The organism is Streptomyces sp. RFCAC02 (assembly GCF_004193175.1).
GTDB lineage: Bacteria > Actinomycetota > Actinomycetes > Streptomycetales > Streptomycetaceae > Streptomyces.
The window spans coordinates 5,216,064-5,238,030 of the sequence record NZ_SAUH01000001.1 but is presented as its reverse complement, the minus strand read 5'-3'; the positions used below and the strand labels follow the sequence as shown (position 1 = coordinate 5,238,030).

The 21,967-nt window shown below is 73.6% G+C and carries 21 protein-coding genes and 1 pseudogene; 14 read left to right on the top strand and 8 right to left on the bottom strand.

Annotated features, from left to right (window positions below; all coding sequences use genetic code 11):
• Positions 1–76: 76 nt before the first annotated feature.
• Positions 77–505 carry a MarR family transcriptional regulator gene (locus EMA09_RS24240; RefSeq protein ID WP_129843090.1) on the top strand — a complete coding sequence of 143 codons (429 nt, stop codon included), beginning with the start codon at positions 77–79 and terminating at the stop codon, positions 503–505.
• Here the strand turns inward: EMA09_RS24240 and EMA09_RS24235 are convergent.
• The 3 genes and pseudogenes from EMA09_RS24235 to EMA09_RS24225 form a co-directional block, all read right to left on the bottom strand.
• Positions 496–963: a PPOX class F420-dependent oxidoreductase gene (locus EMA09_RS24235; protein ID WP_129843089.1), complete on the bottom strand. Its 468-nt coding sequence runs from the start codon at positions 961–963 to the stop codon at positions 496–498. The genes EMA09_RS24240 and EMA09_RS24235 overlap by 10 nt on opposite strands.
• A gap of 116 nt (positions 964–1,079) precedes the next feature.
• Positions 1,080–3,479, bottom strand: coding sequence for an endopeptidase La (gene lon / locus EMA09_RS24230; RefSeq protein ID WP_129843088.1), 2,400 nt, complete (start codon positions 3,477–3,479; stop codon positions 1,080–1,082).
• 188 nt (positions 3,480–3,667) lie between these two features.
• Positions 3,668–4,794, bottom strand: a pseudogene (locus EMA09_RS24225) (NAD(P)/FAD-dependent oxidoreductase).
• Positions 4,795–4,850: 56 nt separating this feature from the next.
• Between EMA09_RS24225 and EMA09_RS24220 the strand changes: the two are divergent.
• Positions 4,851–5,546, top strand: coding sequence for a TetR/AcrR family transcriptional regulator (locus EMA09_RS24220; RefSeq protein WP_129843087.1), 696 nt, complete (start codon positions 4,851–4,853; stop codon positions 5,544–5,546).
• A 40-nt stretch (positions 5,547–5,586) separates the two neighbouring features.
• On the opposite strand, the gene EMA09_RS24215 is transcribed toward EMA09_RS24220, so the two are convergent.
• The 3 genes from EMA09_RS24215 to EMA09_RS24205 form a co-directional block, all read right to left on the bottom strand.
• Positions 5,587–6,015: a hypothetical protein gene (locus EMA09_RS24215; RefSeq protein ID WP_129843086.1), complete on the bottom strand. Its 429-nt coding sequence runs from the start codon at positions 6,013–6,015 to the stop codon at positions 5,587–5,589.
• A 319-nt stretch (positions 6,016–6,334) separates the two neighbouring features.
• Positions 6,335–7,414 carry a cellulose binding domain-containing protein gene (locus EMA09_RS24210; protein WP_129843085.1) on the bottom strand — a complete coding sequence of 360 codons (1,080 nt, stop codon included), beginning with the start codon at positions 7,412–7,414 and terminating at the stop codon, positions 6,335–6,337.
• A 192-nt stretch (positions 7,415–7,606) separates the two neighbouring features.
• A complete protein-coding gene (locus tag EMA09_RS24205) occupies positions 7,607–8,551 on the bottom strand; it encodes a helix-turn-helix transcriptional regulator (RefSeq protein WP_129843084.1) in 945 nt (314 codons plus the stop codon).
• 151 nt (positions 8,552–8,702) lie between these two features.
• Here EMA09_RS24205 and EMA09_RS24200 point away from each other — a divergent pair, with 151 nt between their 5' ends.
• The 12 genes from EMA09_RS24200 to EMA09_RS24150 all read left to right on the top strand — a co-directional run bounded on the left by EMA09_RS24200 (position 8,703) and on the right by EMA09_RS24150 (position 20,158).
• A complete protein-coding gene (locus EMA09_RS24200; protein ID WP_129843083.1) occupies positions 8,703–10,349 on the top strand; it encodes an acyl-CoA dehydrogenase family protein in 1,647 nt (548 codons plus the stop codon).
• 133 nt (positions 10,350–10,482) lie between these two features.
• The gene (locus EMA09_RS29505) at positions 10,483–10,566 is read left to right on the top strand and encodes a putative leader peptide (RefSeq protein ID WP_346655876.1); all 84 of its coding nucleotides are present in this window, start codon (positions 10,483–10,485) and stop codon (positions 10,564–10,566) included.
• A 140-nt stretch (positions 10,567–10,706) separates the two neighbouring features.
• The gene (locus EMA09_RS24195; RefSeq protein WP_129843082.1) at positions 10,707–12,401 is read left to right on the top strand and encodes a nitrite/sulfite reductase; all 1,695 of its coding nucleotides are present in this window, start codon (positions 10,707–10,709) and stop codon (positions 12,399–12,401) included.
• Positions 12,398–12,580 (top strand): hypothetical protein, encoded by a 183-nt coding sequence (locus EMA09_RS24190; RefSeq protein ID WP_129843081.1) that lies wholly within the window; start codon positions 12,398–12,400, stop codon positions 12,578–12,580. The genes EMA09_RS24195 and EMA09_RS24190 overlap by 4 nt, the downstream gene beginning before the upstream one ends.
• A 94-nt stretch (positions 12,581–12,674) precedes the next feature.
• Positions 12,675–13,394, top strand: a complete 720-nt coding sequence (locus EMA09_RS24185) for a phosphoadenylyl-sulfate reductase (RefSeq protein WP_129843080.1) — start codon at positions 12,675–12,677, stop codon at positions 13,392–13,394.
• On the top strand, positions 13,391–13,990 hold the full coding sequence (gene cysC / locus EMA09_RS24180) for an adenylyl-sulfate kinase (RefSeq protein WP_276324202.1): 600 nt from the start codon (positions 13,391–13,393) through the stop codon (positions 13,988–13,990). The genes EMA09_RS24185 and cysC overlap by 4 nt, the downstream gene beginning before the upstream one ends.
• 32 nt (positions 13,991–14,022) lie before the next feature.
• The gene (gene cysD / locus EMA09_RS24175) at positions 14,023–14,949 is read left to right on the top strand and encodes a sulfate adenylyltransferase subunit CysD (protein WP_129843078.1); all 927 of its coding nucleotides are present in this window, start codon (positions 14,023–14,025) and stop codon (positions 14,947–14,949) included.
• Position 14,950: 1 nt separating this feature from the next.
• Positions 14,951–16,291, top strand: a complete 1,341-nt coding sequence (locus tag EMA09_RS24170; RefSeq protein WP_129843077.1) for a GTP-binding protein — start codon at positions 14,951–14,953, stop codon at positions 16,289–16,291.
• A gap of 188 nt (positions 16,292–16,479) precedes the next feature.
• Positions 16,480–17,616, top strand: coding sequence for an ABC transporter substrate-binding protein (locus EMA09_RS24165; RefSeq protein ID WP_129843076.1), 1,137 nt, complete (start codon positions 16,480–16,482; stop codon positions 17,614–17,616).
• 55 nt (positions 17,617–17,671) lie between these two features.
• Positions 17,672–18,469, top strand: coding sequence for an ABC transporter ATP-binding protein (locus tag EMA09_RS24160; RefSeq protein ID WP_129843075.1), 798 nt, complete (start codon positions 17,672–17,674; stop codon positions 18,467–18,469).
• Entirely contained in the window at positions 18,456–19,418 is a 963-nt protein-coding gene (locus EMA09_RS24155) for an ABC transporter permease (RefSeq protein WP_129843074.1), read from the top strand. The genes EMA09_RS24160 and EMA09_RS24155 overlap by 14 nt, the downstream gene beginning before the upstream one ends.
• Entirely contained in the window at positions 19,415–20,158 is a 744-nt protein-coding gene (locus tag EMA09_RS24150) for a CbiX/SirB N-terminal domain-containing protein (RefSeq protein ID WP_129843073.1), read from the top strand. Before EMA09_RS24155 ends, EMA09_RS24150 begins: the two co-directional genes overlap by 4 nt.
• Positions 20,159–20,198: 40 nt before the next feature.
• Here EMA09_RS24150 and EMA09_RS24145 read toward each other — a convergent pair whose 3' ends face one another.
• Together EMA09_RS24145 and EMA09_RS24140 are read right to left on the bottom strand one after the other, a co-directional pair.
• Positions 20,199–20,672 (bottom strand): hypothetical protein, encoded by a 474-nt coding sequence (locus tag EMA09_RS24145; protein WP_129843072.1) that lies wholly within the window; start codon positions 20,670–20,672, stop codon positions 20,199–20,201.
• A gap of 121 nt (positions 20,673–20,793) precedes the next feature.
• A complete protein-coding gene (locus EMA09_RS24140) occupies positions 20,794–21,894 on the bottom strand; it encodes an FAD-dependent monooxygenase (RefSeq protein WP_129843071.1) in 1,101 nt (366 codons plus the stop codon).
• Positions 21,895–21,967: the final 73 nt, after the last annotated feature.

The window sequence follows — 21,967 nt, the reverse complement described above, 5'->3', positions numbered from 1 at the left end:
ACAAACTTCAAGCTTTAGTTATTCGAGCTGTAAGCACCCTGGCCGGCGCTGCCCGCCCGCGGCTACGATGACCGGCATGACCGCCTCCCCGGACGCGAGCGCCCGCACCGAACGCGAACTGTGCGGCCTGGTGGGCGCGCTGGCCCGGAAACTGGACGACCACGTACGGGAGCGCGCCGCCGCCCTCGACCTCACCGGGCCGCAGGCGACGGCGCTGCGCGAACTGGGCGGGCCGCTCACCATGAAGGAGCTGGCCGCCCGCATGAGCTGCGAGCCGTCCAACGCCACGTTCGTCGTGGACCGGCTGGAGCGCCGCGGCCTCATCGAGCGCCGCCCCCACCCCACCGACCGCCGGGCCAAGGAGATCCACCTCACCGCCGGGGGCGCGGAGCTGCGCGAGCGGCTGATGGACCTCCTCGCGCACCGGTCCCCCGTCGCCGCGCTCAGCGGACACGAGCAGGACGAGCTGCGGCGCCTCCTGCTGCGGGCGACGGATCAGCGCTGAGCCAGCCGGGCGGGGAAACCGCCGGTGGCGACCGGCCCCCAGCGGAGCGGGGTCACCCGGATGAGGGACTTGCCCTGGCGCGCCATCGCCGTGCGGTACTCCGCCCAGTCGGGGTGCTCCCCCGCGATGGTGCGGTAGTACTCGACCAGCGGCTCGATGGCGTCCGGGACGTCGAGGACCTCGGCGGTCCCGTCGATCTGCACCCACGGGCCGTCCCACTCGTCGGACAGCACGACGACGCTCACCTCCGGGTCGCGCCGGGCGTTCACCGCCTTCGCGCGCTCGGGGTAGGTGGCGATGACGATACGGCCGCCGTCGTCGACACCACAGGTCAGCGGCGACGCCTGCGGGCTGCCGTCGGCGCGCCGCGTGATGAGGAGCGCGCGGTGTCTCGGCCGCACGAAGTCGAGCAGCCGCTCCCGGTCCACGGGAGTGTTCGTAGCGATCGAAGGACTCATGCCGCAGCACCCTACGCGCCCCGCCCGGCCGCCCGCGCGGGGGTCCCGGGCACCGCGCACGGCCGCCGGCGGCGGGTCGGACGACCCACCGCCGGCGGCCGGGGGACACGCCGCGGTCAGGCCGCGACCGCCACCGCCGGGGCACCCGCGGGGGCGAGCGCCAGGTCCAGGACCTGGCGGACGTCCGTCACCGGGTGGACGTCGAGCCGCTCCAGCACCTCGGCCGGCACGTCGTCGAGGTCGGGCTCGTTCCGCTTGGGGATGATCACGGTCGTCGTCCCCGCGCGGTGCGCGGCCAGCAGCTTCTGCTTCAGGCCCCCGATCGGCAGGACCCGCCCGGTCAGCGACACCTCGCCCGTCATCGCCACGTCCGGCCGCACCTGACGGCCGCTGAGCAGCGACGCCAGGGCCGTCGTCATGGTGATGCCGGCGCTCGGCCCGTCCTTCGGCACCGCGCCCGCCGGGATGTGCAGGTGGACGCCACGCTCCTTCAGGTCGCCGACCGGCAGCTCCAGCTCGGCGCCGCGCGAGCGCAGGTAGGACAGGGCGATCTGCGCGGACTCCTTCATCACGTCGCCGAGCTGCCCGGTCAGGGTCAGCCCCGCGCCGCCGGTCTCCGGGTCGGCGAGCGACGCCTCGATGTACAGGACGTCGCCGCCCGCGCCGGTGACCGCGAGCCCGGTGGCCACGCCCGGCACCGCCGTGCGGCGCTCGGCCGGCTCCTGGGCCGCCTCCGGCGTGTGGTGCGGACGCCCGATCAGGTCCCGCAGGTGCTCATCGGACACGGCGAACGGCAGCGACGCCTCGCCCAGCTCCGCCCGGGCCGCGACCTTCCGCAGCAGGCGGGCGACCAGGCGCTCCAGGGCACGGACACCGGCCTCGCGCGTGTACTCGCCGGCCAGCTTCCGCAGCACGCCGTCCGTCACCGTCACCTCGTCCTCGGTGAGCCCCGCGCGCTCCAACTGCCTCGGCAGCAGGTGGTCACGGGCGATGACGACCTTCTCGTCCTCCGTGTACCCGTCGAGCCGCACCAGCTCCATCCGGTCGAGCAGCGGCTCGGGGATGGCCTCCAGCACGTTGGCGGTGGCGAGGAAGACCACGTCCGACAGGTCGAGGTCGACCTCCAGGTAGTGGTCGCGGAAGGTGTGGTTCTGCGCGGGGTCGAGCACTTCGAGGAGGGCGGCGGCCGGGTCGCCCCGGTAGTCGCTGCCGACCTTGTCGATCTCGTCGAGCAGGACGACCGGGTTCATCGAACCGGCCTCCTTGACCGCCCGCACGATGCGCCCCGGCAGCGCCCCGACGTACGTGCGCCGGTGGCCGCGGATCTCCGCCTCGTCCCGCACGCCGCCGAGCGCCACCCGCACGAACTCGCGCCCCATCGCCCGCGCCACGGACTGGCCGAGCGACGTCTTGCCGACGCCGGGCGGCCCCACCAGGGCCAGCACAGCGCCGCCGCGCCGCCCGCCGACGACCCCGAGGCCGCGGTCGGCACGCCGCTTGCGCACCGCCAGGTACTCGGTGATGCGGGCCTTCACGTCATCGAGACCGGCGTGGTCGGCGTCCAGCACGGCCCTGGCGCCGGCGATGTCGTACGCGTCCTCGGTGCGGACGTTCCACGGGATGTCGAGCACGGTGTCGAGCCAGGTGCGGATCCAGCCGCCCTCGGGGCTCGCGTCGGAGGCGCGCTCCAGCTTGTCGACCTCCTTCAGCGCCGCATCCCTGACGTGCTCCGGCAGGTCGGCGGCCTCGACGCGGGCGCGGTAGTCGTCGCCCTCGTCACCGGAGTCGCCGCTCAGCTCGGCCAGCTCCTTGCGGACGGCGTCGAGCTGGCGCCGCAGCAGGAACTCGCGCTGCTGCTTGTCCACGCCGTCCTGCACGTCCTTGGCGATGGACTCGGCGACGTCCTCCTCGGCGAGGTGGTCGGCGAGGAGCTTGGTGGCCAGCCGCAGCCGCTCCACCGGATCGGTCGTCGTGAGCAGGGCGAGGCGCTGCTCCACGGTGAGGAACGGGGAGTAGCCCGCGTTGTCGGCGAGCGCGCCCGGGTCGTCGATGCCGGAGATCCGGTCCACGACCTGCCAGGCGCCGCGCTTGCGCAGCCAGGTGGTGGTCAGCGCCTTGTACTCCTTGGCCAGCTCGGTGACGGCACCGGGCAGCGGGTCGGGGGCCGTCTCGGCGACGACCGTGCCCTCCACCCACAGCGCGGCGCCGGGGCCGGTCGTCCCCGCGCCGATCCGGACCCGGCGCAGGCCGCGCACCAGGGCACCCGGATCGCCGCCGGCGAGCCGGCCGACCTGCTCCACCCGGCCGACGACGCCGAGGTCCGCGTACGAGCCGGCGACGCGCGGCACCAGCAGCACGCGCGGCTTCCCGCCGCGCGGCGCGGCGGCCTGGGCGGCTTCCACGGCGGCGCGCACCTCGGCGTCCGACAGTTCGAGCGGCACCACCATCCCCGGCAGGACCACCTCGTCGTCCAGCGGCAGGACGGGCAGGGTGAGTGTGTCGAGCGACGAAGTCATGAACTCTCCCTAAGCAGGCTCATTGAGTTACATCGACTCAATGCCCGGACGCCCCTCCTTTGTTCCCCGCCCTCTTCCGTGTTCGCTGTGAGCGATCGACCACGGGGCGCGCGGGCGCGTCCGTGGCCTGGGGAACGCGCTCCCGCGCCGCCCTGTTCCCCCGCGCGCCGCCGGCCCGCCTGCGGTGGTCAGGAGGGCTGGACCTCGTCGAAGACGGCGAGGGCCCGGGCCGGGTCCGGGCTGACGAGGCGATCGAGGCCGGCCGCCGTGATCTCCGCCCACTTCCCGGCCCGCGCGCACATCCGTTCCTCGAAGGCCCGGACGACCCCGTCCAGCTCGCCGGGACCGGCGGCGGCGATGGACTCGGCGAGCTCGGCGCCCTCGAGCAGCGCCAGATTCGCGCCCACCCCCAGCGGCGGCATCAGGTGGGCGGCGTCACCGAGGAGCGTCACCCCCGGGACGTGTGCCCAGGTGTGGGACACGGGCATGACGTGGAGGGGGCGGTGGGCGAACGCGGCGCCGTGGCGGATGAGGTCGAGGACCGGGGCGGGCCAGCCGTCGAACCGCTCCAGCAGGTGCGACCGCACGGCCTCGGTGTCGGTCAGGTCGAGACCCGCGACCGTGTGCCAGTCGAGCGGCGCGCGGAACTGGGCGTACACCTTGACGTGGCCGCCGCTGTTGCGCTGGGCGCCGACCGAGCAGTTCACGCCGTACACCGCGAGCGCGCCGTCACCGACCAGCCGGGCGAGTTCCGGGTGGCGGGTGTCGATGTCGTCCAGGGAGGTCTCGACCAGCGTGATGCCCGTGTAGTGCGGCCGCGCGGGCGAGACCGCGGGGCGGACGCGGGACCAGGCGCCGTCCGCGCCGACCACCAGGTCGAACGCCTCCTGCCGCCCGTCCGCGAAACGGACCAGCGCGCCGTCCCCGTCCTGCGGCACCACCTCCGTCACGCCCCGCCCCCACTGGACCTCCAGGGGGCCGAGGAGCAGGTCCCGGAGCTGCCCCCGGTCGATCTCGGGATTGGCCCGCTCGCCGGGATCCGGCTTCCAGTCGCGCAGGACGGTCCCGTCCATGCCCAGGATGCGCAGGGCCTGCCCCTCGGGACGGGACAGCTCCCGGAACTCCGCCAGCAGCCCCGCCTTCTCCAGCGCGAGCTGACCCAGCCCCGCGTGCAGGTCCAGCGTGCCGCCAGGGGGCGGGCGTCACGGGACGGGTCCCGTTCGAGGACGGTGGCGGGGTGGCCGTGGCGGTGCAGAACGCGGGCGAGGGCCAGGCCGGCGGGTCCGGCACCGACGACGGCGATACGTTGTCTCATACCGATACACCGTATTGGCTCGCTACACCGTATGGCAACCGGCTACGGTGGTGGCCATGACCACTGTCTGGGACCGGCCCGAGCCGCCGGCACGCCCCGCGCCGCTCGACCGGGAACGGATCGTCGCCGCCGCCGTCGCACTGGCCGACGAGGGCGGCCTCGACGCGGTGTCGTTCCGCAAGGTCGCCGCCCGCCTGGGCGCCGGCCCGATGCGGCTGTACGGGTACATCGCCACCAAGGAGGAGCTGCTCGACCTCATGGTGGACGAGGTCAACGCCGAGATGCTCCCCGACGGGGAGAAGGGTGACTGGCGGGCGGCGCTGCGCGGTCACGCCCACCGCACCCGGCGGGCCGCCCTCCGTCACGAATGGCTGGCCGACCTGCTCGGGGGCCGCCCGGCGCTCGGGCCGAACGCCCTCGCCGTGCGGGAGGCCGCGCTGGCGCCCGTCGCCGCCGTCACCGACCTCGACACCGCCATGCGCGCCGTGGAGACCGTCGGCGCCTACGCCATCGGCGCGATCAGGCGCGAGGTGGCCGACCTGCGGGCCGAGCGCGCCACCGGCCTGTCCGAGCGCGACTGGCAGCGCGCCCACGGCCCGCGCCTGCGGAGAATGCTGGAGACCGGCCGTTTCCCGGCGCTGTCCAGGGCGGTGTACGACGGCACGGACGTGGACGCCGCGACGTCCTTCGCGACCGGCCTCGACTGGGTCCTCGACGCCGTGGCCGCCAGAATCGGCCGGCCGCCGGCGTGACGCGGGGCGTCACACGGGCGGCCGGGCGGCGCGGTACGGATCAGGCGATGCCCGAGACCCAGGAACCGCACTTGTTCGTGTAGATGCCGTACGAGCTGTTGTAGGGGCACACGCGGAAGCTGATCTCCGTGCCCTCCGTCATGTGCATCGTCCAGGTCGAGGCGGCCCCGTACCCGCCCGTGACTGTGTGGCTGTACGGGCCGGTCGCGTCCATGTCGTACCGGAAGTACTGCACGATGACGCCGTACCCGTCCGGGTTGTTGTCCTGCAGCACCAGCTTCTCCGTGCCGTCGCCGACCTCGCTCTCGAAGCCGGACCAGCCGCACCGCTGGTTGCCCAGCGAACTGCTGTACGTGTAACCGCAGTAGGCCCGGGCATCGGACGCGGCGGCGGCCGGGGTGGCGGTGGCAGCCACCATGCCGCCCACTGCGGCGAGGGGCACGGCGAACCGCGCGAGGATCTTCTTCATCGCTCTCTTCCCTGGTCGGTCCTGGTCGCCCGGACCCGGAGTGCCGCGCCCTCCGGTCACGCGCTTCCCGTCAGCGAAGACCCGGCGGATCGGCACCCCGAGCCGGTCGACGTCGGCGCACACGGCAGGGGTGAACGGCCGCCGGGGCCGACAAGGTCGACCGGGACGGCATGATCCGTTCACGTGCCGTCCGGCATTCTGTCGTCCGAACGGTGCCCGGGCAATACTCCGTTCACATTCCGCACACCTTTGCGGTGACGGGAACAGCGGAGCACCCGGCCCCGCCGGCGGGGCGGGACCGGGTGCGGTGGACGGTGCGTCAGGCGGTCGTGCAGGCCGCGCCGTTGAGGGTGAAGCCGGTCGGGGGTGCCGCGTTCCCCGTGTGGGCGGCCTGGTAGCCGATGCTCACGCTGGCGCCCGGCGCGATGGTGCCGTTCCAGGCCGCGTTGGTCGCGGTGACCGTGCCGCCGCCCGAGCTGTAGCCGGCGTTCCACCCGGAGGTGATGCTCTGCCCGGCGGGCAGCGTGAAGCCGAGCGACCAGCCGTTCACGGCGGTGGTGCCGGTGTTCGTGATCGTCAGGGAGGCGGTGAGCCCCGTGTTCCAGGCGTTGACGCTCGCGCCGACCGAGCAGGCGCCGGGCTCCGGGTCGGGACCCGGGTCCGTGCCGGGGTCGGTGGTGTCGAGGGCCGCCGCGAGGGCCGGGTACCAGCGGGCCTCCAGCTTCTGGATGCCGGTGGTCTCGTTCGGGTGCACGCCGTCCGTGGTGTCCGCGGCCGTGTCGAAGCCCGTCCACTGGTCGACCACCGTGATCGGCGACGCCTCGGTGCTGTTCTCCTCCGCCCAGCCCGGTATGGCGGCGTTCAGGTTCACGACGCCCTGGGCGCAGTCGGAGCAGCCGGCCGGGTTCATCGGCGGGATCTGCGCGACGACGAGCCGCACGTCCGGGTTCTGGGCGCGCATCTGCGCCAGCAGGGTGCTGTAGGCGTCCAGGATGGTGGCGGGCGGCAGGTGGCTCCAGACGTCGTTCGTGCCGAGCATCATCAGCACGATGTCCGGGTCGGTGCCGGACAGCCAGCCGGGGAGCTGGTTGTCATTCGCGATGCCGGTGGCGAGGAATCCGCCGTGCCCCTCGTTGTCGCCGTCGAACGCGCCCTGGCAGTACGGGTTCTGCAGGGTGCCGACGAAATCGACGTCGGTGTATCCGGTGGCCTGGAGGTGCTGCCACAGCAGCGCGCGCCAGCAGCCGTTGTTGCCGGTGATGGAGTCCCCGAGCAGCATCACCCTGGTCGGCGTCGCGGCGGCGGCGGGCTGCGCCGCGAGGCCGGCGGAGACCGCCACCAGCAGGGTGACCAGCAGGGCGAGGAGGCGGCCGAGCGGGCTTCGTCGTGTAGTGGGCATGACACTCCTAGCGTTCGGGGACGGCGGCGGGCGGACGCGCGACGCCGGCCCCGAGGCGCGAGGGTGTCCGGCGGCGACGCCCTGGGAGCGCTCCCAAACAGGGACTATCGGGGTGCCGGCGACCTGCGTCAATCCCCGTGACGGACACCCGTCCCCCACCTTGTCGAACACCGTTCCGGCACGCGGAGGTGCCTACTGCTCCCGCATCACCCGTAGCAGGAACTCCTCGGTCGCCCGCGGCGGCTCGGACTGCACGACGAGACGGTTCATCATGTGCCGGTACAGCTCGATCTCGGTCGGCTTGTCCGGGTAGACGCCGCCGGTGAGCTGCTCCAGGTAGACCACGTCGGGCAGTTCGCCGCCCGGCGGGCGCAGCACGGTGATGGGGCCCGCCACCGCCGCGTGGCAGCCGGCCGCGAACGGCATGACCTGGATGGTGATGTGCGGCTGCCGCCCGGCCTCGATGAGGTGTTCGAGCTGCGCGCGCATCAGGTCGGAGCTGCCCATGGGGCGCCGCAGCGCCGCCTCGTCGATGACGACCCACAGGTGGGGCGGCCGGTCCCGGTCCAGGACGCGGCGGCGTTCCATGCGCAGCCGCAGCCGGCGTTCGAGGCGCTCCTCGTCGGTGTCGCCGCCGAGGCGCAGCACCGCCCGCGCGTACCCCTCGGTCTGGAGCAGGCCGGGGATGAACTGGAGCTCGTAGCCGCGGATGACGGTGGCGGCCTGTTCGAGGCCGAGGTACACGTTCAGCCAGCTCGGGACGATGTCGTGGTAGACGTGCCACCAGCCGGGGACGTTGCTGGCCCGGGCGAGGGCCAGGAGGGTGGCGCGCTCGTCGTCGTCCGTGACGCCGTAGAGGGTGAGGAGGTCCTCGACGTCGCGCGGCTTGAAGCCGGTGCGGCCCATCTCCAGACGGCTGATCTTGGAGTGGGACGCGCGGATGCGGCGGCCCGCCTCCAGGCCGGTGATGCCGCTCTCCTCCCGCAGGCGGCGCAGGCGGGCGCCGAGCATCATGCGGGGGACGGTCGGCCCGGTGCGGTCGGTGGGCGGTGGACCGGCGGGGACGGCTCCGGCGCAGGTGTCGGGGCGGGCGTGGAGGCGTGTGTCGATGGCGTCTTCCCGGCGCGTCACGCCCATGGTCTGCTCCTATCGCAGTAGCCGCGAACGCCCAACTGTACTAAAGGAGTCGCTCCGGGAGAGGGCGCGTGGCGACGGCTTCCGCACACCGTGTCGTCCCCCCGCGCGCGGTGGTGGTGACGCACGGGCGCCGGCGGCCTACCGTGGCCGCATGAGTGCGAGCACCCACGCGGTGACCAATCAGCCCCCGCCGCTCACCGGATACGACGTGTTCGGACAGGACGCGGCGCTCACCGAGGGCGTCGCCCGGTACGCCGCCGGTGCGGCGGACGCGATCGCCGGGGAGCTGGGCGTTCTCGGGCGGCTCGCCGGGTCGGCGGAGGCGCGGGAGTGGGGCGGGACGGCCGACGCGTATCCGCCGGTGCTGCGCACGCACGACCGGTACGGCCACCGTGTGGACGAGGTGGAGTTCCACCCGTCGTGGCACCGGCTGATGGAGCACGCGGTGGGTGCGGGGCTGACCGACGCGTGGTCGGGTCCCGCGGGGCAGGTGCGGCGCACGGCGGGCTTCCTCGTGTGGACGCAGGTGGAGGCGGGGCACCTGTGCCCGGTGTCGATGACGCACGCGGCGGTGCCGGCGCTGCGTGCGCAGCCTGATCTGGCGGCGGTGTGGGAGCCGTTGCTGACCTCGCGGGAGTACGCGCCGGGGCTGCGGCCCGCGGTGGAGAAGCCGGGCGCGCTGGCCGGCATGGGCATGACGGAGAAGCAGGGCGGGTCCGACGTGCGGGCCAACACGACGCGGGCCGAGCCGCTCGACGGGGCCGGCCGGTACGCGCTGACCGGCCACAAGTGGTTCTGTTCCGCGCCGATGTGCGACGTGTTCCTCGTCCTCGCGCAGGCGCCGGGCGGGCTGACGTGCTTCCTGCTGCCGCGCGTGCTCCCGGACGGCGGCCGGAACACCTTCCGCATCCAGCGGCTGAAGGACAAGCTCGGCGACCGGTCGAACGCGTCGTCCGAGGTCGAGTTCGACGGGACGACGCAGGCGTGGCGGGTCGGCGACGAGGGACGTGGCGTCGCGACCATCATCGAGATGGTGGCGGCGACCCGGCTCGACTGCGTGACGGGCTCGGCGGGGCTGATGCGGCAGGCGGTGTCGCAGGCGCTGCACCACGCGACGCACCGGTCGGCGTTCGGGCGGACGCTGGCGGAGCAGCCGCTCATGCGGAACGTGCTGGCCGATCTGGCGCTTGAGTCGGAGGCGGCGACGGCGCTCGCGCTGCGGCTCGCGGCGGCGCAGGACGCGGCGGCCGCGGGCAGCGCGGCGGAGCGGCACCTGCTGCGGCTCGCGCTCCCGGCCGCCAAGTACTGGGTGACGAAGCGCTGCGCGCCGCTGGTGGCCGAGGCGCTGGAGTGCCTCGGCGGGAATGGGTACGTCGAGGAGTCGGGGATGCCGCGGCTGCTGCGCCAGTCGCCGCTGAACTCGATCTGGGAGGGGTCGGGCAATGTGCAGGCGCTCGACGTGCTGCGGGCGCTGCGCCGTGAGCCGGGCGCGCTGAACGCGTATCTGTCGGAGGTCGGCCTCGCGGCCGGCGAGGACCACCGGCTGGACGCGGCGATCAAGGACGTGCTGACGCGGCTGTCCGATCTGGAGGGGATCGAGGGGCGGGCGCGGCTGCTGGTGGAGCGGCTGGCGCTGGTGCTCCAGGGCGCGCTGCTGGTACGGCACGCGCCGGCGGCGGTGGCGGACGCGTTCTGCGCGTCGCGGCTCGGCGGGGAGGCCGGGCTGGCGTTCGGCACGCTGCCGGCGGGCGCGGGCACGGCGGCGATCGTGGAGCGGTCGCGGCCGGTCGTCGGGTGACACGCGCGTACGGACGGCGGCCCGTTCGCGACCTTCTGTGACCACATTCTCACTCGTCTCACCATATGAGACATACGCGTCCGCATGATGGGCGCTGGTGGACTCGACGGTCACCGCGTGCCACGCTGCGGTCATGTCTGAAGCTGGTACTGCCCTGGTGAGTCGGCGCCACGTCGATCTCGGTCGAATGTCCAGCGCCATCTGTCCGGCGGTCTGAGCCGCTTTCCGCCGTTCGCCCGACATCCCCCGAGCCGCTTCCCCTCCCGCACCATCCCGACTCTGTCCCGGTGCCCGCGCAGTCGCGGGCCGCTTCGGGCCGGAGCCGCCCTGCTGCCTGCAGAAAGACTCGACGCAACCATGTCCGACACCGCGAAGAAGCCCGCCGCACCGTCCCGTCGCAAGGCCGGCCGCCACCGCGGCGAGGGTCAGTGGGCGGCAGGCCACTTCACCCCGCTCAACGCCAACGAGCAGCTCAAGAAGGACGACGACGGTCTCAATGTGCGGACACGCATTGAGACGGTCTACGCCCGCGGCGGTTTCGACTCCATCGACGGGCAGGACCTGCGCGGCCGGATGCGCTGGTGGGGCCTGTACACGCAGCGCCGCCCCGGGATCGACGGCGGGAAGACCGGCGTCCTGGAGCCCCACGAGCTGGACGACGAGTACTTCATGCTCCGCGTCCGCATCGACGGCGGCCGTCTGACCACCGAGCAGCTCCGTGTCATCGGCGGGATCAGCGAGGAGTTCGCCCGCGGCACCGCCGACATCACCGACCGGCAGAACGTCCAGTACCACTGGATCCGCATCGAGGACATGCCGGAGATCTGGCGCCGACTTGAGGGCGTCGGCCTGTCCACGACCGAGGCGTGCGGCGACGTCCCCCGCGTCATCATCGGCTCGCCCGTCGCGGGCATCGCCGAGGACGAGATCATCGACGGGACCCCGGCGATCGAGGCCATCCACCGCCGCGTCGTCGGCAACAAGGCGTACTCGAACCTGCCGCGCAAATTCAAGACCGCCGTCTCCGGCTCCCCGCTGCTCGACGTCGTGCACGAGATCAACGACGTGGCGTTCGTCGGCGTCGTGCACCCCGAGCACGGCCCGGGCTTCGACGTGTGGGTCGGCGGCGGCCTGTCCACGAACCCGCGCCTCGCCGTCCGGCTCGGCGCCTGGGTGCCGCTGGACGAGGTGGCCGACGTGCACGAGGGCGTCGTCGGCATCTTCCGCGACTACGGCTACCGCCGCCTGCGCAACCGCGCCCGCCTCAAGTACCTGATGGCCGACTGGGGTCCGGAGAAGTTCCGCCGCGTCCTGGAGGACGAGTACCTGCGCCGTCCCCTGATCGACGGCCCGGCGCCCGAGAACCCGCCGCACGCCTGGCGCGACCACATCGGCGTCCACCGCCAGCGCGACGGCCGCTACTACGTCGGCTTCTCGCCGCGCGTGGGCCGGGTGGACGGCGCGACGCTCACCAAGATCGCCGAGATCGCCGAGGCCCACGGCTCCCGGCGCGTGCGCACCACCGTCGAGCAGAAGATGCTGATCCTCGATGTCCCCGGGGACCGCACGCAGTCGCTCACCGAGGCACTCGAAGCCCTCGACCTGACGACCGAGCCGTCCGTCTTCCGGCGCGGCACCATGGCCTGCACGGGCATCGAGTTCTGCAAGCTCGCCATCGTCGAGACGAAGGCGCGCGCCACCTGGCTGATCGAGGAGATGGAGCGTCGGCTCCCGGAGTTCGACGAGCCGCTGCTGATCAACGTCAACGGCTGCCCCAACGCCTGCGCCCGCACCCAGGTCGCCGACATCGGTCTCAAGGGCCAGCTCGTCATGGACGACGACGGCCGGCAGGTCGAGGGCTTCCAGGTGCACCTCGGCGGCTCCCTCGGTCTCGAACCGGGCTTCGGCCGGAAGGTCCGCGGCCTCAAGGTCACCGCCGAGGGCCTCGCCGACTACGTGGAGCGCGTCCTGCGGGCCTACCTCGACCAGCGTGAGCCGGGCGAGCGGTTCGCCGCCTGGGTCGGCCGTGCCCCCGAGGAGAGCCTGGCATGACCGAGCGCGCCGCGCCGTTCTTCTGCCCGTACTGCGGCGAGGAGGATCTGTTCCCGAACGCCGAAGCAGGCCACGGCGGTTGGGAATGCGCCGCCTGCAACCGGGCGTTCCGGCTCTCGTTCGTCGGACTGCTCGCCCGGGGGCTCGACCGCCGGGACGACGGCGGCGCGGTGACCTGACCGGTCCGCCGCGCGGCCGGCGGCCCCGCGCGAGCCGCCGCCGGCCGCATGTCCGACCGTCCGCTTGACCCCACCAGTCGAGGAAGGGGCACCCATGACCACCGCCACCACCACCGCGGGCCGACGGCCCGCCGACGAGCTGCGGCGCATCGCCGAACAGGCCGGCCGGGACCTGGAGGACGCGCCCACCCTGGAGATCCTGCGCTGGGCCGCCGAAACGTTCGGCCCCCGGATGTGCGTCACCGCGTCCATGGCCGACGCCGTCGTCGCGCACCTCGCCGCCCGCGCCCGGCCCGGCATCGACGTCGTGTTCCTCGACACGGGCTACCACTTCCCCGAGACGATCGGCACCCGCGACGCGGTCGCCGCCGTCATGGACGTGAACGTCATCACGCTGACGCCGCGTCAGACCGTCGCCGAGCAGGACGCCGAGCACGGCCCGCGCCTCCACGACCGCGACCCCGACCTGTGCTGCGCGCTGCGGAAGGTTCGGCCGCTGGAGGAGGGCCTGCGCGGCTACGAGGCGTGGGCGACGGGTCTGCGCCGCGACGAGTCCCCCTCCCGGGCTAACACGCCGGTCGTCGGCTGGGACGAACGCCGCGGAAAGGTCAAGATTGCCCCGATAGCGCGGTGGACCGATGACGATGTGGAGGCGTACGTGGCGGAGCACGGCGTCCTCACCAACCCCCTCCTTCAGGACGGTTACGCCTCCATAGGCTGCGCGCCCTGCACGCGCCGGGTCCTCGACGGCGAGGACGCGCGCGCCGGGCGCTGGGCGGGGCTCGCGAAGACCGAGTGCGGGCTCCACGCGTGAGCACCCCGACGACCACACCCACAGCGACGACGACGAGGAAGCGGGAGATGAGCGAGACAGCGGAGCGGGGCGCCACCGTCTGGCTGACGGGCCTGCCCAGCGCGGGCAAGACGACGATCGCCCGCGCGCTCGCCGCGCGGCTGGCCGCAGCCGGGCACCGCACGGAGGTCCTCGACGGCGACGAGATCCGCGAATTCCTCTCCGCGGGGCTCGGGTTCACCCGCGAGGACCGGCACACGAACGTCCAGCGCATCGGCTTCGTCGCCGAACTCCTGTCCTCCCACGGCGTGCTGACGCTGGTGCCCGTCATCGCCCCGTACGCCGACAGCCGCGAGGCCGTCCGCAAGCGGCACGAGGCCAACGGCACCGCGTACATCGAGGTCCATGTCGCGACGCCCGTCGAGGTCTGCTCCGAGCGCGACGTGAAGGGCCTGTACGCGCGGCAGGCCGCCGGGGAGATCTCCGGCCTGACGGGCGTGGACGACCCGTACGAGCCGCCCGCCGGCCCCGACCTGCGCATCGCCGCCCACGAGCAGTCCGTCGACGACTCCGCCGGCGCGCTGCACGCCCTGCTGGACGAGCGGGGGCTGCTGTGACGACGGCGCACCACGACCGAGAGGAGAGCGGCGTGACCGCGTTCACCGGAAGCGACGGCGGCCCCTACGCCCTGCCGCACCTGGACGTGCTGGAGTCCGAGGCGGTGCACATCTTCCGCGAGGTGGCGGGCGAGTTCGAGCGGCCGGTGATCCTCTTCTCCGGCGGCAAGGACTCCATCCTCATGCTGCACCTGGCGCTGAAGGCGTTCGCGCCCGCGCCGCTGCCGTTCGCGCTGCTGCACGTCGACACCGGGCACAACTTCCCCGAGGTCCTGGAGTACCGCGACCGCGTCGTCGCGCAGCACGGGCTGCGGCTGCACGTCGCGCTCGTGCAGGACTTCATCGACAGCGGCCGGCTGCGCGAGCGGCCCGACGGCACGCGCAACCCGCTGCAGACCGTCCCGCTGCTCGACGCGATCGAGCGCAACCGTTTCGACGCCGTCTTCGGCGGCGGCCGGCGCGACGAGGAGAAGGCGCGGGCGAAGGAGCGGGTGTTCTCGCTGCGCGACGAGTTCGGCGGCTGGGACCCCCGCAGGCAGCGGCCGGAGCTGTGGCAGCTCTACAACGGGCGGCACGCGCCGGGCGAGCACGTGCGGGTCTTCCCGCTGTCCAACTGGACCGAGCTCGACGTGTGGCAGTACATCGAGCGGGAGAAGATCGACATCCCGTCGATCTACTACGCCCACGAGCGCGAGGTGTTCCGGCGCTCCGGCATGTGGCTGGCGCCCGGCGGGTGGGGCGGTCCCGCGGACGGCGAGGAGCTGACGCGCCGTCTGGTGCGCTACCGCACCGTCGGCGACATGTCCTGCACGGGGGCCGTCGAGTCGGACGCCGCCACCGTCGAGGCGATCATCGCCGAGATCGCGTCGTCGCGCCTCACCGAGCGGGGCGCGACGCGGGCCGACGACAAGCTGTCGGAGGCCGCCATGGAGGACCGCAAGCGCGAGGGGTACTTCTGACATGTCCGGCGCCACCATCGGCCTGCACGCGACGTCCCTGCTGCGGTTCGCGACCGCGGGATCGGTCGACGACGGCAAGTCCACGCTCGTCGGCCGGCTGCTCCACGACTCCAAGTCGGTCCTCGCCGACCAGTTGGAGGCCGTCGAGGCGGCCTCCCGCAACCGCGGCGCGGACGCCGTGGACCTCGCCCTCCTGACGGACGGCCTGCGCGCCGAGCGCGAGCAGGGCATCACCATCGACGTGGCCTACCGCTACTTCGCCACGCCGCGCCGCCGCTTCATCCTGGCGGACACCCCCGGGCACGTGCAGTACACGCGGAACATGGTCACCGGCGCCTCGACCGCCGAGCTGGCCATCATCCTCGTCGACGCGCGCAACGGCGTCGTCGAGCAGACCCGCCGGCACGCCGCGGTCGCCGCGCTGCTGCGGGTGCCGCACGTCGTGCTCGCCGTCAACAAGATGGACCTCGCCGGCTACGCGGAGCCGGTGTTCGCGCGGATCGCCGAGGAGTTCGGGGCGTACGCGGCCTCCCTCGGCGTGCCGGAGGTGACGGCCATCCCGATCTCGGCCCTCGCCGGCGACAACGTGGTCACGCCCTCGGCCACGATGGACTGGTACGGCGGCCCGACCGTCCTCGAACACCTGGAGACGGTGCCGGTCACCCGGGACCCGTCGGGCGACCCGGCGCGCTTCCCCGTGCAGTACGTGATCCGGCCGCAGACCGCCGAGCACCCCGACTACCGGGGCTACGCCGGGCAGATCGCGTCGGGTGTGCTGCGGGTCGGGGAGCGCGTCGTGGTGCAGCCGTCCGGGCGGACGAGCCGTATCGAGTCGATCGACGCGCTGGGCCAGTCCGTCGACGTGGCGTGGGCCCCGCAGTCCGTGACGATCACCCTGGCGGACGACCTGGACATCTCGCGCGGCGACCTGCTGGCCCCCGCGGACGGCGCGGCGTCGGCGACCCAGGACGTCACGGCGACCGTCTGCCACCTCCACGACCGGCCGCTGGAGCCGGGCGCGCGGGTGCTGCTCAAGCACGCGACGCGCACGGTGAAGGCGATCGTGAAGGAGATCCCGTCCCGCCTGACGCTGGACGACCTGTCCCAGCATCCGGACCCGCAGCGGCTCGTGGCGAACGACATCGGCCGTGTCGTGGTGCGGACGGCGGAGCCGCTGGCACTCGATGCCTACGCGGCCTCCCGTTCGACCGGCTCGTTCCTGCTCATCGATCCCTCGGACGGCGCGACGCTGACGGCCGGCATGGCCGGCGAGGCGTTCACCGGCGCCGCCGCCGCGACGGCCGCGCAGGCGGCCCCCGACGAGGACGGCTGGGACTTCTGAGATGACCACACCGGCGGGGGACGCCTTCTCGACGTTCGCCAAGGAAGGCGGACGCATAGGCAGCGGAGTGCTCGGCAGCGGCCAGGGCGGCATCGGGCGATGTGCGCGCTGAGGTGACCCGCACCTCAGCCGCCGTGCCCTGCCCGTTCCCTGCCGCTCATTCCGTTGCCCCGAGAGGATCCCCCGCCGTGACCGCTGCCCGCGCACGCGCCGTCAGACCCGTCCGCCGCCTGTTCACCGCCGCACTGGCCGTCCCCGCGCTGATCGCCGCGCTCGGCGCGTGCGGCTACGGCTCCGAGGCGGAGGACAGCGACGACACCCCCTCCCCCGCCTCCGCCGACGGCCCGACGCTGTCCGTGGACGAGGTGAACATCGGCTACTTCGCCAACATCACGCACGCCACCGCCGTCATCGGCCTGGAGGACGGCGGCCTGATCCGCGAGGAGCTGGGCGGCACGACGGCCGCCACGCAGGTCTTCAACGCCGGCCCCTCCGCCATCGAGGCCCTGAACGCGGGCGACGTCGACGTCACCTTCATCGGCCCGAACCCGGCCGTCAACGGCTGGGCGCAGTCCGGCGGCCAGAGCCTGCGGATCGTGGCGGGCGCGGCGTCCGGCGGCGCGTCCCTCGTCGTGGACCCCGACACGATCGGCAGCCTGGACGACCTCGCGGGCAAGCGCATCGCGACCCCGCAGCTCGGCAACACGCAGGACGTCGCGCTCCTGTCCTACCTCGCCGACCAGGGCTACGAGGTCGACCCGCAGTCCGGCGAGGGCGACGTGTCGGTCCTGCGCATCGCGAACGCCGAGATCCCCGCCGCGTTCGAGAGCGGCGACATCGACGGCGCCTGGGTGCCCGAGCCGACGGCCGCGAACCTGGTGGCGCGCGGCGGCACGACCCTGCTCGACGAGGGCGAGCTGTGGGAGGACGGCCGCTACGTCGTCACCCACGTCATCGCCTCCCAGGACTTCCTGGACGAGCACGCCGACGTGGTCGAGGCGATCGTGCGCGGCGTCGTGCGGACCAACGCGTGGATCAACGAGAACCCGGACGAGGCGAAGACCGCGTTCAACAGCGGCCTCGCGGCCCTGCCGGGCGGCAGTGAGCTGCCGGCGGACGTGCTGGACCCGGCGTTCGAGCACGTGGAGTTCCTGAACGACCCGCTGGCGGCGACGCTCAGCACCGGCGCCGAGAACGCGGTCACGGCGGGCCTGCTGGAGGAGCCGGACCTCTCGGGCATCTACGACCTCTCGATCCTGAACGGGGTGCTGGCCGAGGAAGGCCTGCCCGAGGTGGACGACGCCGGTCTGGGCGTCGAGGACTGACCCGCGCCCGCCCGCACCCGACTCCCCGACCTCCTGACCCCTGGAGCTGACACCGATGGCAACCGCCCTCGACACGCCGGACCGTGACGGCACGGTCCCGGCCGACGGGTCCGCCGTACGGCTCGACCACGTCTCGAAGTCCTTCGGCCGCCCCGGGCGGCAGCAGCTCGTCCTGGACGACATCGACCTCGATGTCGCGCCGGGCGAGTTCGTCACCCTGATCGGGGCGTCCGGGTGCGGGAAGTCCACCCTGCTCAACCTGGTCGCGGGGCTCGACGGCGCGTCCGCCGGCACCATCACGGTGCCCGGCGGGCGCCCGGCCCTCATGTTCCAGGAGCACGCCCTGTTCCCCTGGCTCACGGCCGGCCGCAACATCGAACTCGCCCTGCGCCTGCGGGGCGTCCCCAAGGCCGAGCGCCGTCCCGAGGCCGAGCGGCTGCTCGATCTCGTGCGGCTCGGCGGGGCGTACGGCAAACGCGTGCACGAGCTGTCGGGCGGCATGCGGCAGCGCGTCGCCCTCGCCCGTGCCCTCGCGCAGGACAGCCGGCTCCTGCTGATGGACGAGCCGTTCGCCGCGCTCGACGCCATCACCCGGGACGTGCTGCACGAGGAGCTGACCCGTATCTGGCACGAGACGGGCATCTCCGTCCTGTTCGTCACGCACAACGTGCGGGAGGCCGTACGGCTGGCGCAGCGGGTCATCCTGCTGTCGTCCCGGCCCGGCCGGGTCGTCCACGAGTGGCGCGTCGACATCGACCAGCCGCGCCGCATCGAGGACCCGGACGTGTCCGCCCTGTCCATCGACATCACCGAACGGCTCCGGGAGGAGATCCGCCGCCATGGCCAGCAGTGACACCGCCGCCGCGCAGTCCGGCACCCCGGGGACCGGCACGGGTACCGACGACACCGCGCCGCCGCCCGCCGCGGCGCCGGCCGGCGACCTCGCCGGTCTCGAAGCGGGCCTCGACGCCCTGGAGACCCCGGCCGGCACCGACCGCGAGCCGGGCCGCGCCGGCCGGCTCGTCCTGACGAAGATCCTGCCGCCGCTGGTGGCGATCGGGCTCGTCCTCGCCGTCTGGCAGCTCGTGTACGTCGCCGAGGTCCAGCCGCACTACCTGCTGCCGGGGCCGGCCGACGTGTACGGCGAGTTCGAGGAGATGTGGCTCGCCGGCACCCTGCTCGACTACGTGTGGACCAGCATCTCGCGCGGCATCCTCGGCTTCCTGATCGCCGTCGCCATCGGCACCGTCCTCGGCCTCGTCGTGGCGCGCGTCAAGCTCGTCCGGGCGGCGATCGGGCCGATCCTGACGGGCCTCCAGTCGCTGCCGTCCGTGGCGTGGGTGCCCGCGGCCATCATCTGGTTCGGCCTGTCGAGCAGCACGATCTACGCGGTGGTGCTGCTGGGCGCCGTCCCGTCCATCGCGAACGGCATCGTCGCCGGCGTGGACCAGATCCCGCCGCTGTTCCTGCGGGCGGGGCGCATGCTGGGCGCGCGCGGGCTGACGAGCGTGCGGCACGTCCTGCTGCCGGCCGCCCTGCCCGGCTACCTGGCCGGCCTCAAGCAGGGCTGGGCGTTCTCGTGGCGGTCCCTCATGGCCGCCGAGCTGATCGTGTCGTCCCCCGACCTCGGCACCGGCCTCGGCCAGCTGATGGACAACTTCCGCACGATGCAGAACATGTCGGGCGTCCTTGCCACGATCATCCTCATCCTCGTGGTCGGGGTCGCGATCGACCTGCTCGTGTTCTCGCCGCTGGAGCGGCGGGTGCTGCGCGGGCGCGGACTGCTGGCGCGGACGTCGTGACGCTCCTGCTCGTCGCGCACGGCAGCCGTGACCCCCGGCACGCCGCGACCGTCGCCGCGCTCACCGCGCGGGTGCGGGCGCTCGCGCCGGGGGTCACGGTGGCGGCCGGGTTCCTCGACTTCTGCGTGCCGGACGTGGACCGGGCCGTGGAACGGCTGCACGCCGAGGGCGAGCGGCACATCGTGGCCGTGCCGCTGCTCCTCAACCACGCCTTCCACGCGAGGACGGACATCCCCGCCGTCCTCGCCGGCTGTGCCGCGCGCTTCCCGGGGCTCACCATCGCGCAGGCCGAGGTGCTGGGTCCCGACCCGCTGCTGCTGACCGCGCTGGAGCGGCGCCTCGCCGGGGCCGGTCTCGACCGGGCGGCGCGCGCGGTGACCGGTGTCGTGCTGGCGTCGGCGGGCTCGACCGACCCGCGGGTGCCGGTCGTGCTCGACGCGCTGGCCGGACGGTGGCGGCGGACGGCGGGCTTCGCGGCGGTCCTGCCGGCGTACGCCACGGCGGCCCGTCCGACGACGGCCGAGGCGGTGCGCAGGCTGCGCGCCGCGGGCGCGCGCCGGGTCGCGGTGGCGCCGTACGTCATCGCGCCGGGCCGCCTGCCGGACCGCATCCTGGCGGGCGCGCGGGAGGCGGGCGCCGACCTCGTGGCGCCGGTGCTCGGCGCGGCGCCGGAACTGGCCCGTGTCGTCCTCGCCCGCTACACGGCGGCGCGGGCGGCCGCCCCGGCGCTGGCGGGCTGACCGCCGCGTTCCCGGCACGCAGGCCCGGAAGGCGCCGTCGTCAGGGGCGGAAGCGCCGGGCGAAGCCCCGGAAGACGCCGTCGTCCTCCGCGCCGTTGACGAAGCTCTCCCAGTCCATGTTGCCGATCGAGATGTTGTTCTCCAGGGACGGCAGTGCTTCGGGTATGACGCGCAGTTCGCCGTGTCCCGGCTTCGGCCCGTCGTCGTCCTCGTCGAACTCCTCCTCGTCGTCCTCGTCGTCCTCGTCGAAGGGGTGGACGGCGAGCAGCGGCATCCCGGGCGTCGTGAGGGTGGTCCTGTCGGCCACGATCAGCATCTCCGTGTCGGGCGACGCGGAGATGAGCTGTTCCGGCGTCGACCCGCTGTAGGCGGGGTCGTCCACTACGTGCAGGTACGCGAGGGAGCCGTCCCGGTTCGGCGTCCCGATCGCCGCGCGGAGGGCCTGCCAGGCCGGCTCGTCGGAGAAGTCGGTGCGGACGAGTCGGGTGTGCTCCGTCTCCGGCAGGTTCTTCACTGGCGTTCCCTCTCCGCGTGGGGTCCGTGGTGCGACGGGCCGGACCGGCCCGTCGTGATCTCCGTGGCAACGCTATCCGCCGGGTCCGACAGCGGAATCGCCGCTCGCACCCCACGTGCCGTCAGCCGTCCAGCGAGATCGCGTTCTTCGCCCGCCCGACGGACTCATCCGACGCCGGTCCGCCGGGGTTCTCGGTGGCCAGGGCCTGGTTCAGGGCGACGAAGGGCCGCATCCGCTCCTCGTAGCGCGTGTACGCGGCGAGGTGGTCGCTGCCGGCGCGGGCAAGGCTGTCGGCCAGCACGTACGCGCCCACGAGCGCCAGGCTCGTCCCCTGCCCCGACAGCGGGGACGGGCAGTACCCGGCGTCCCCCAGCAGGGCCACCCGGCCCCGCGACCACCGGTCCATGTGGATCTGCGCCATGGCGTCGCAGTAGAGGTCGGGCGCCTTCGCGGCGGCCCCGGCGAGGCGGGCGCCCTCCCACCGCATCGCCGCGAGCCTGTCCACGACCAGGCGCCGCAGCATGTCGCTGTCACGGCCGAGGGGTTCGGACTCGAAACCGAAGGTGATCCGCAGCTCCGTGTTGTCGCGCACGGGCATGATGCCGAAGCCCGTGCCGCCGTCCCGCAGCCACGCCTGCCAGTTGTCCAGGCCGAGGAAGTTGTCCGCCCCGAACACCGCGACGTACGTGCCGAGGTGGCGGACGAACCGCTCCTCCGGGCCGAACGCCAGGCGGCGCACGGCCGAGTGGAGGCCGTCGGCCCCGATCACCAGGTCGAAGGTGCGGGCGGGGCCGTGCGCGAACCCGACGCGCACGCCCGAGGCGTCCTCCTCCAGCGCGGTGACGCCGTCGCCGAAGACGTACTCGACGTCGTCGCGCGTGCGCTCGTGCACCATCCGCACCAGGTCGTCGCGCAGCAGCTCGATGTCCTCGTTGTCGAGCCGGCCGCTGCTGTACGTCGCCTCGGTGGAGCGGTGCACCTCGTTGCCGTCGGGGTCCAGGACGGACATGCCGCGCATGTGGGTGCGCACCGCGCTGGCCCGCTCCAGCAGGCCCATCCGCTCCACGACGCCGAGCGCGACGCCGCGGATGTCCACGGCCTGGCCGCCGGCGCGTACGCCCGGGGCGCGTTCGACGACGGTGGGCGCGAAGCCGTGGTGGCGCAGCCAGTGGGCGAGGACGGGGCCGGCGATGCCGCCGCCGTTGATGAGTACGGTCTGCATGAGGGGCTCTCCCAACGCTTCGTGCGGTGCGAACGCTCAGGAACGTACGCCGTACGCGCAGGCCGCTCAACTG

Coding starts and splice junctions, on each gene's coding strand:
- EMA09_RS24240 (WP_129843090.1), top strand. CDS start 77: ATGACCGCCTCCCCGGACGCGAGCGCCCGCACCGAACGCGAACTGTGC.
- EMA09_RS24235 (WP_129843089.1), bottom strand. CDS start 963: ATGAGTCCTTCGATCGCTACGAACACTCCCGTGGACCGGGAGCGGCTG.
- lon (WP_129843088.1), bottom strand. CDS start 3,479: ATGACTTCGTCGCTCGACACACTCACCCTGCCCGTCCTGCCGCTGGAC.
- EMA09_RS24220 (WP_129843087.1), top strand. CDS start 4,851: ATGACCACTGTCTGGGACCGGCCCGAGCCGCCGGCACGCCCCGCGCCG.
- EMA09_RS24215 (WP_129843086.1), bottom strand. CDS start 6,015: ATGAAGAAGATCCTCGCGCGGTTCGCCGTGCCCCTCGCCGCAGTGGGC.
- EMA09_RS24210 (WP_129843085.1), bottom strand. CDS start 7,414: ATGCCCACTACACGACGAAGCCCGCTCGGCCGCCTCCTCGCCCTGCTG.
- EMA09_RS24205 (WP_129843084.1), bottom strand. CDS start 8,551: ATGGGCGTGACGCGCCGGGAAGACGCCATCGACACACGCCTCCACGCC.
- EMA09_RS24200 (WP_129843083.1), top strand. CDS start 8,703: ATGAGTGCGAGCACCCACGCGGTGACCAATCAGCCCCCGCCGCTCACC.
- EMA09_RS29505 (WP_346655876.1), top strand. CDS start 10,483: ATGTCTGAAGCTGGTACTGCCCTGGTGAGTCGGCGCCACGTCGATCTC.
- EMA09_RS24195 (WP_129843082.1), top strand. CDS start 10,707: ATGTCCGACACCGCGAAGAAGCCCGCCGCACCGTCCCGTCGCAAGGCC.
- EMA09_RS24190 (WP_129843081.1), top strand. CDS start 12,398: ATGACCGAGCGCGCCGCGCCGTTCTTCTGCCCGTACTGCGGCGAGGAG.
- EMA09_RS24185 (WP_129843080.1), top strand. CDS start 12,675: ATGACCACCGCCACCACCACCGCGGGCCGACGGCCCGCCGACGAGCTG.
- EMA09_RS24170 (WP_129843077.1), top strand. CDS start 14,951: ATGTCCGGCGCCACCATCGGCCTGCACGCGACGTCCCTGCTGCGGTTC.
- EMA09_RS24160 (WP_129843075.1), top strand. CDS start 17,672: ATGGCAACCGCCCTCGACACGCCGGACCGTGACGGCACGGTCCCGGCC.
- EMA09_RS24155 (WP_129843074.1), top strand. CDS start 18,456: ATGGCCAGCAGTGACACCGCCGCCGCGCAGTCCGGCACCCCGGGGACC.
- EMA09_RS24140 (WP_129843071.1), bottom strand. CDS start 21,894: ATGCAGACCGTACTCATCAACGGCGGCGGCATCGCCGGCCCCGTCCTC.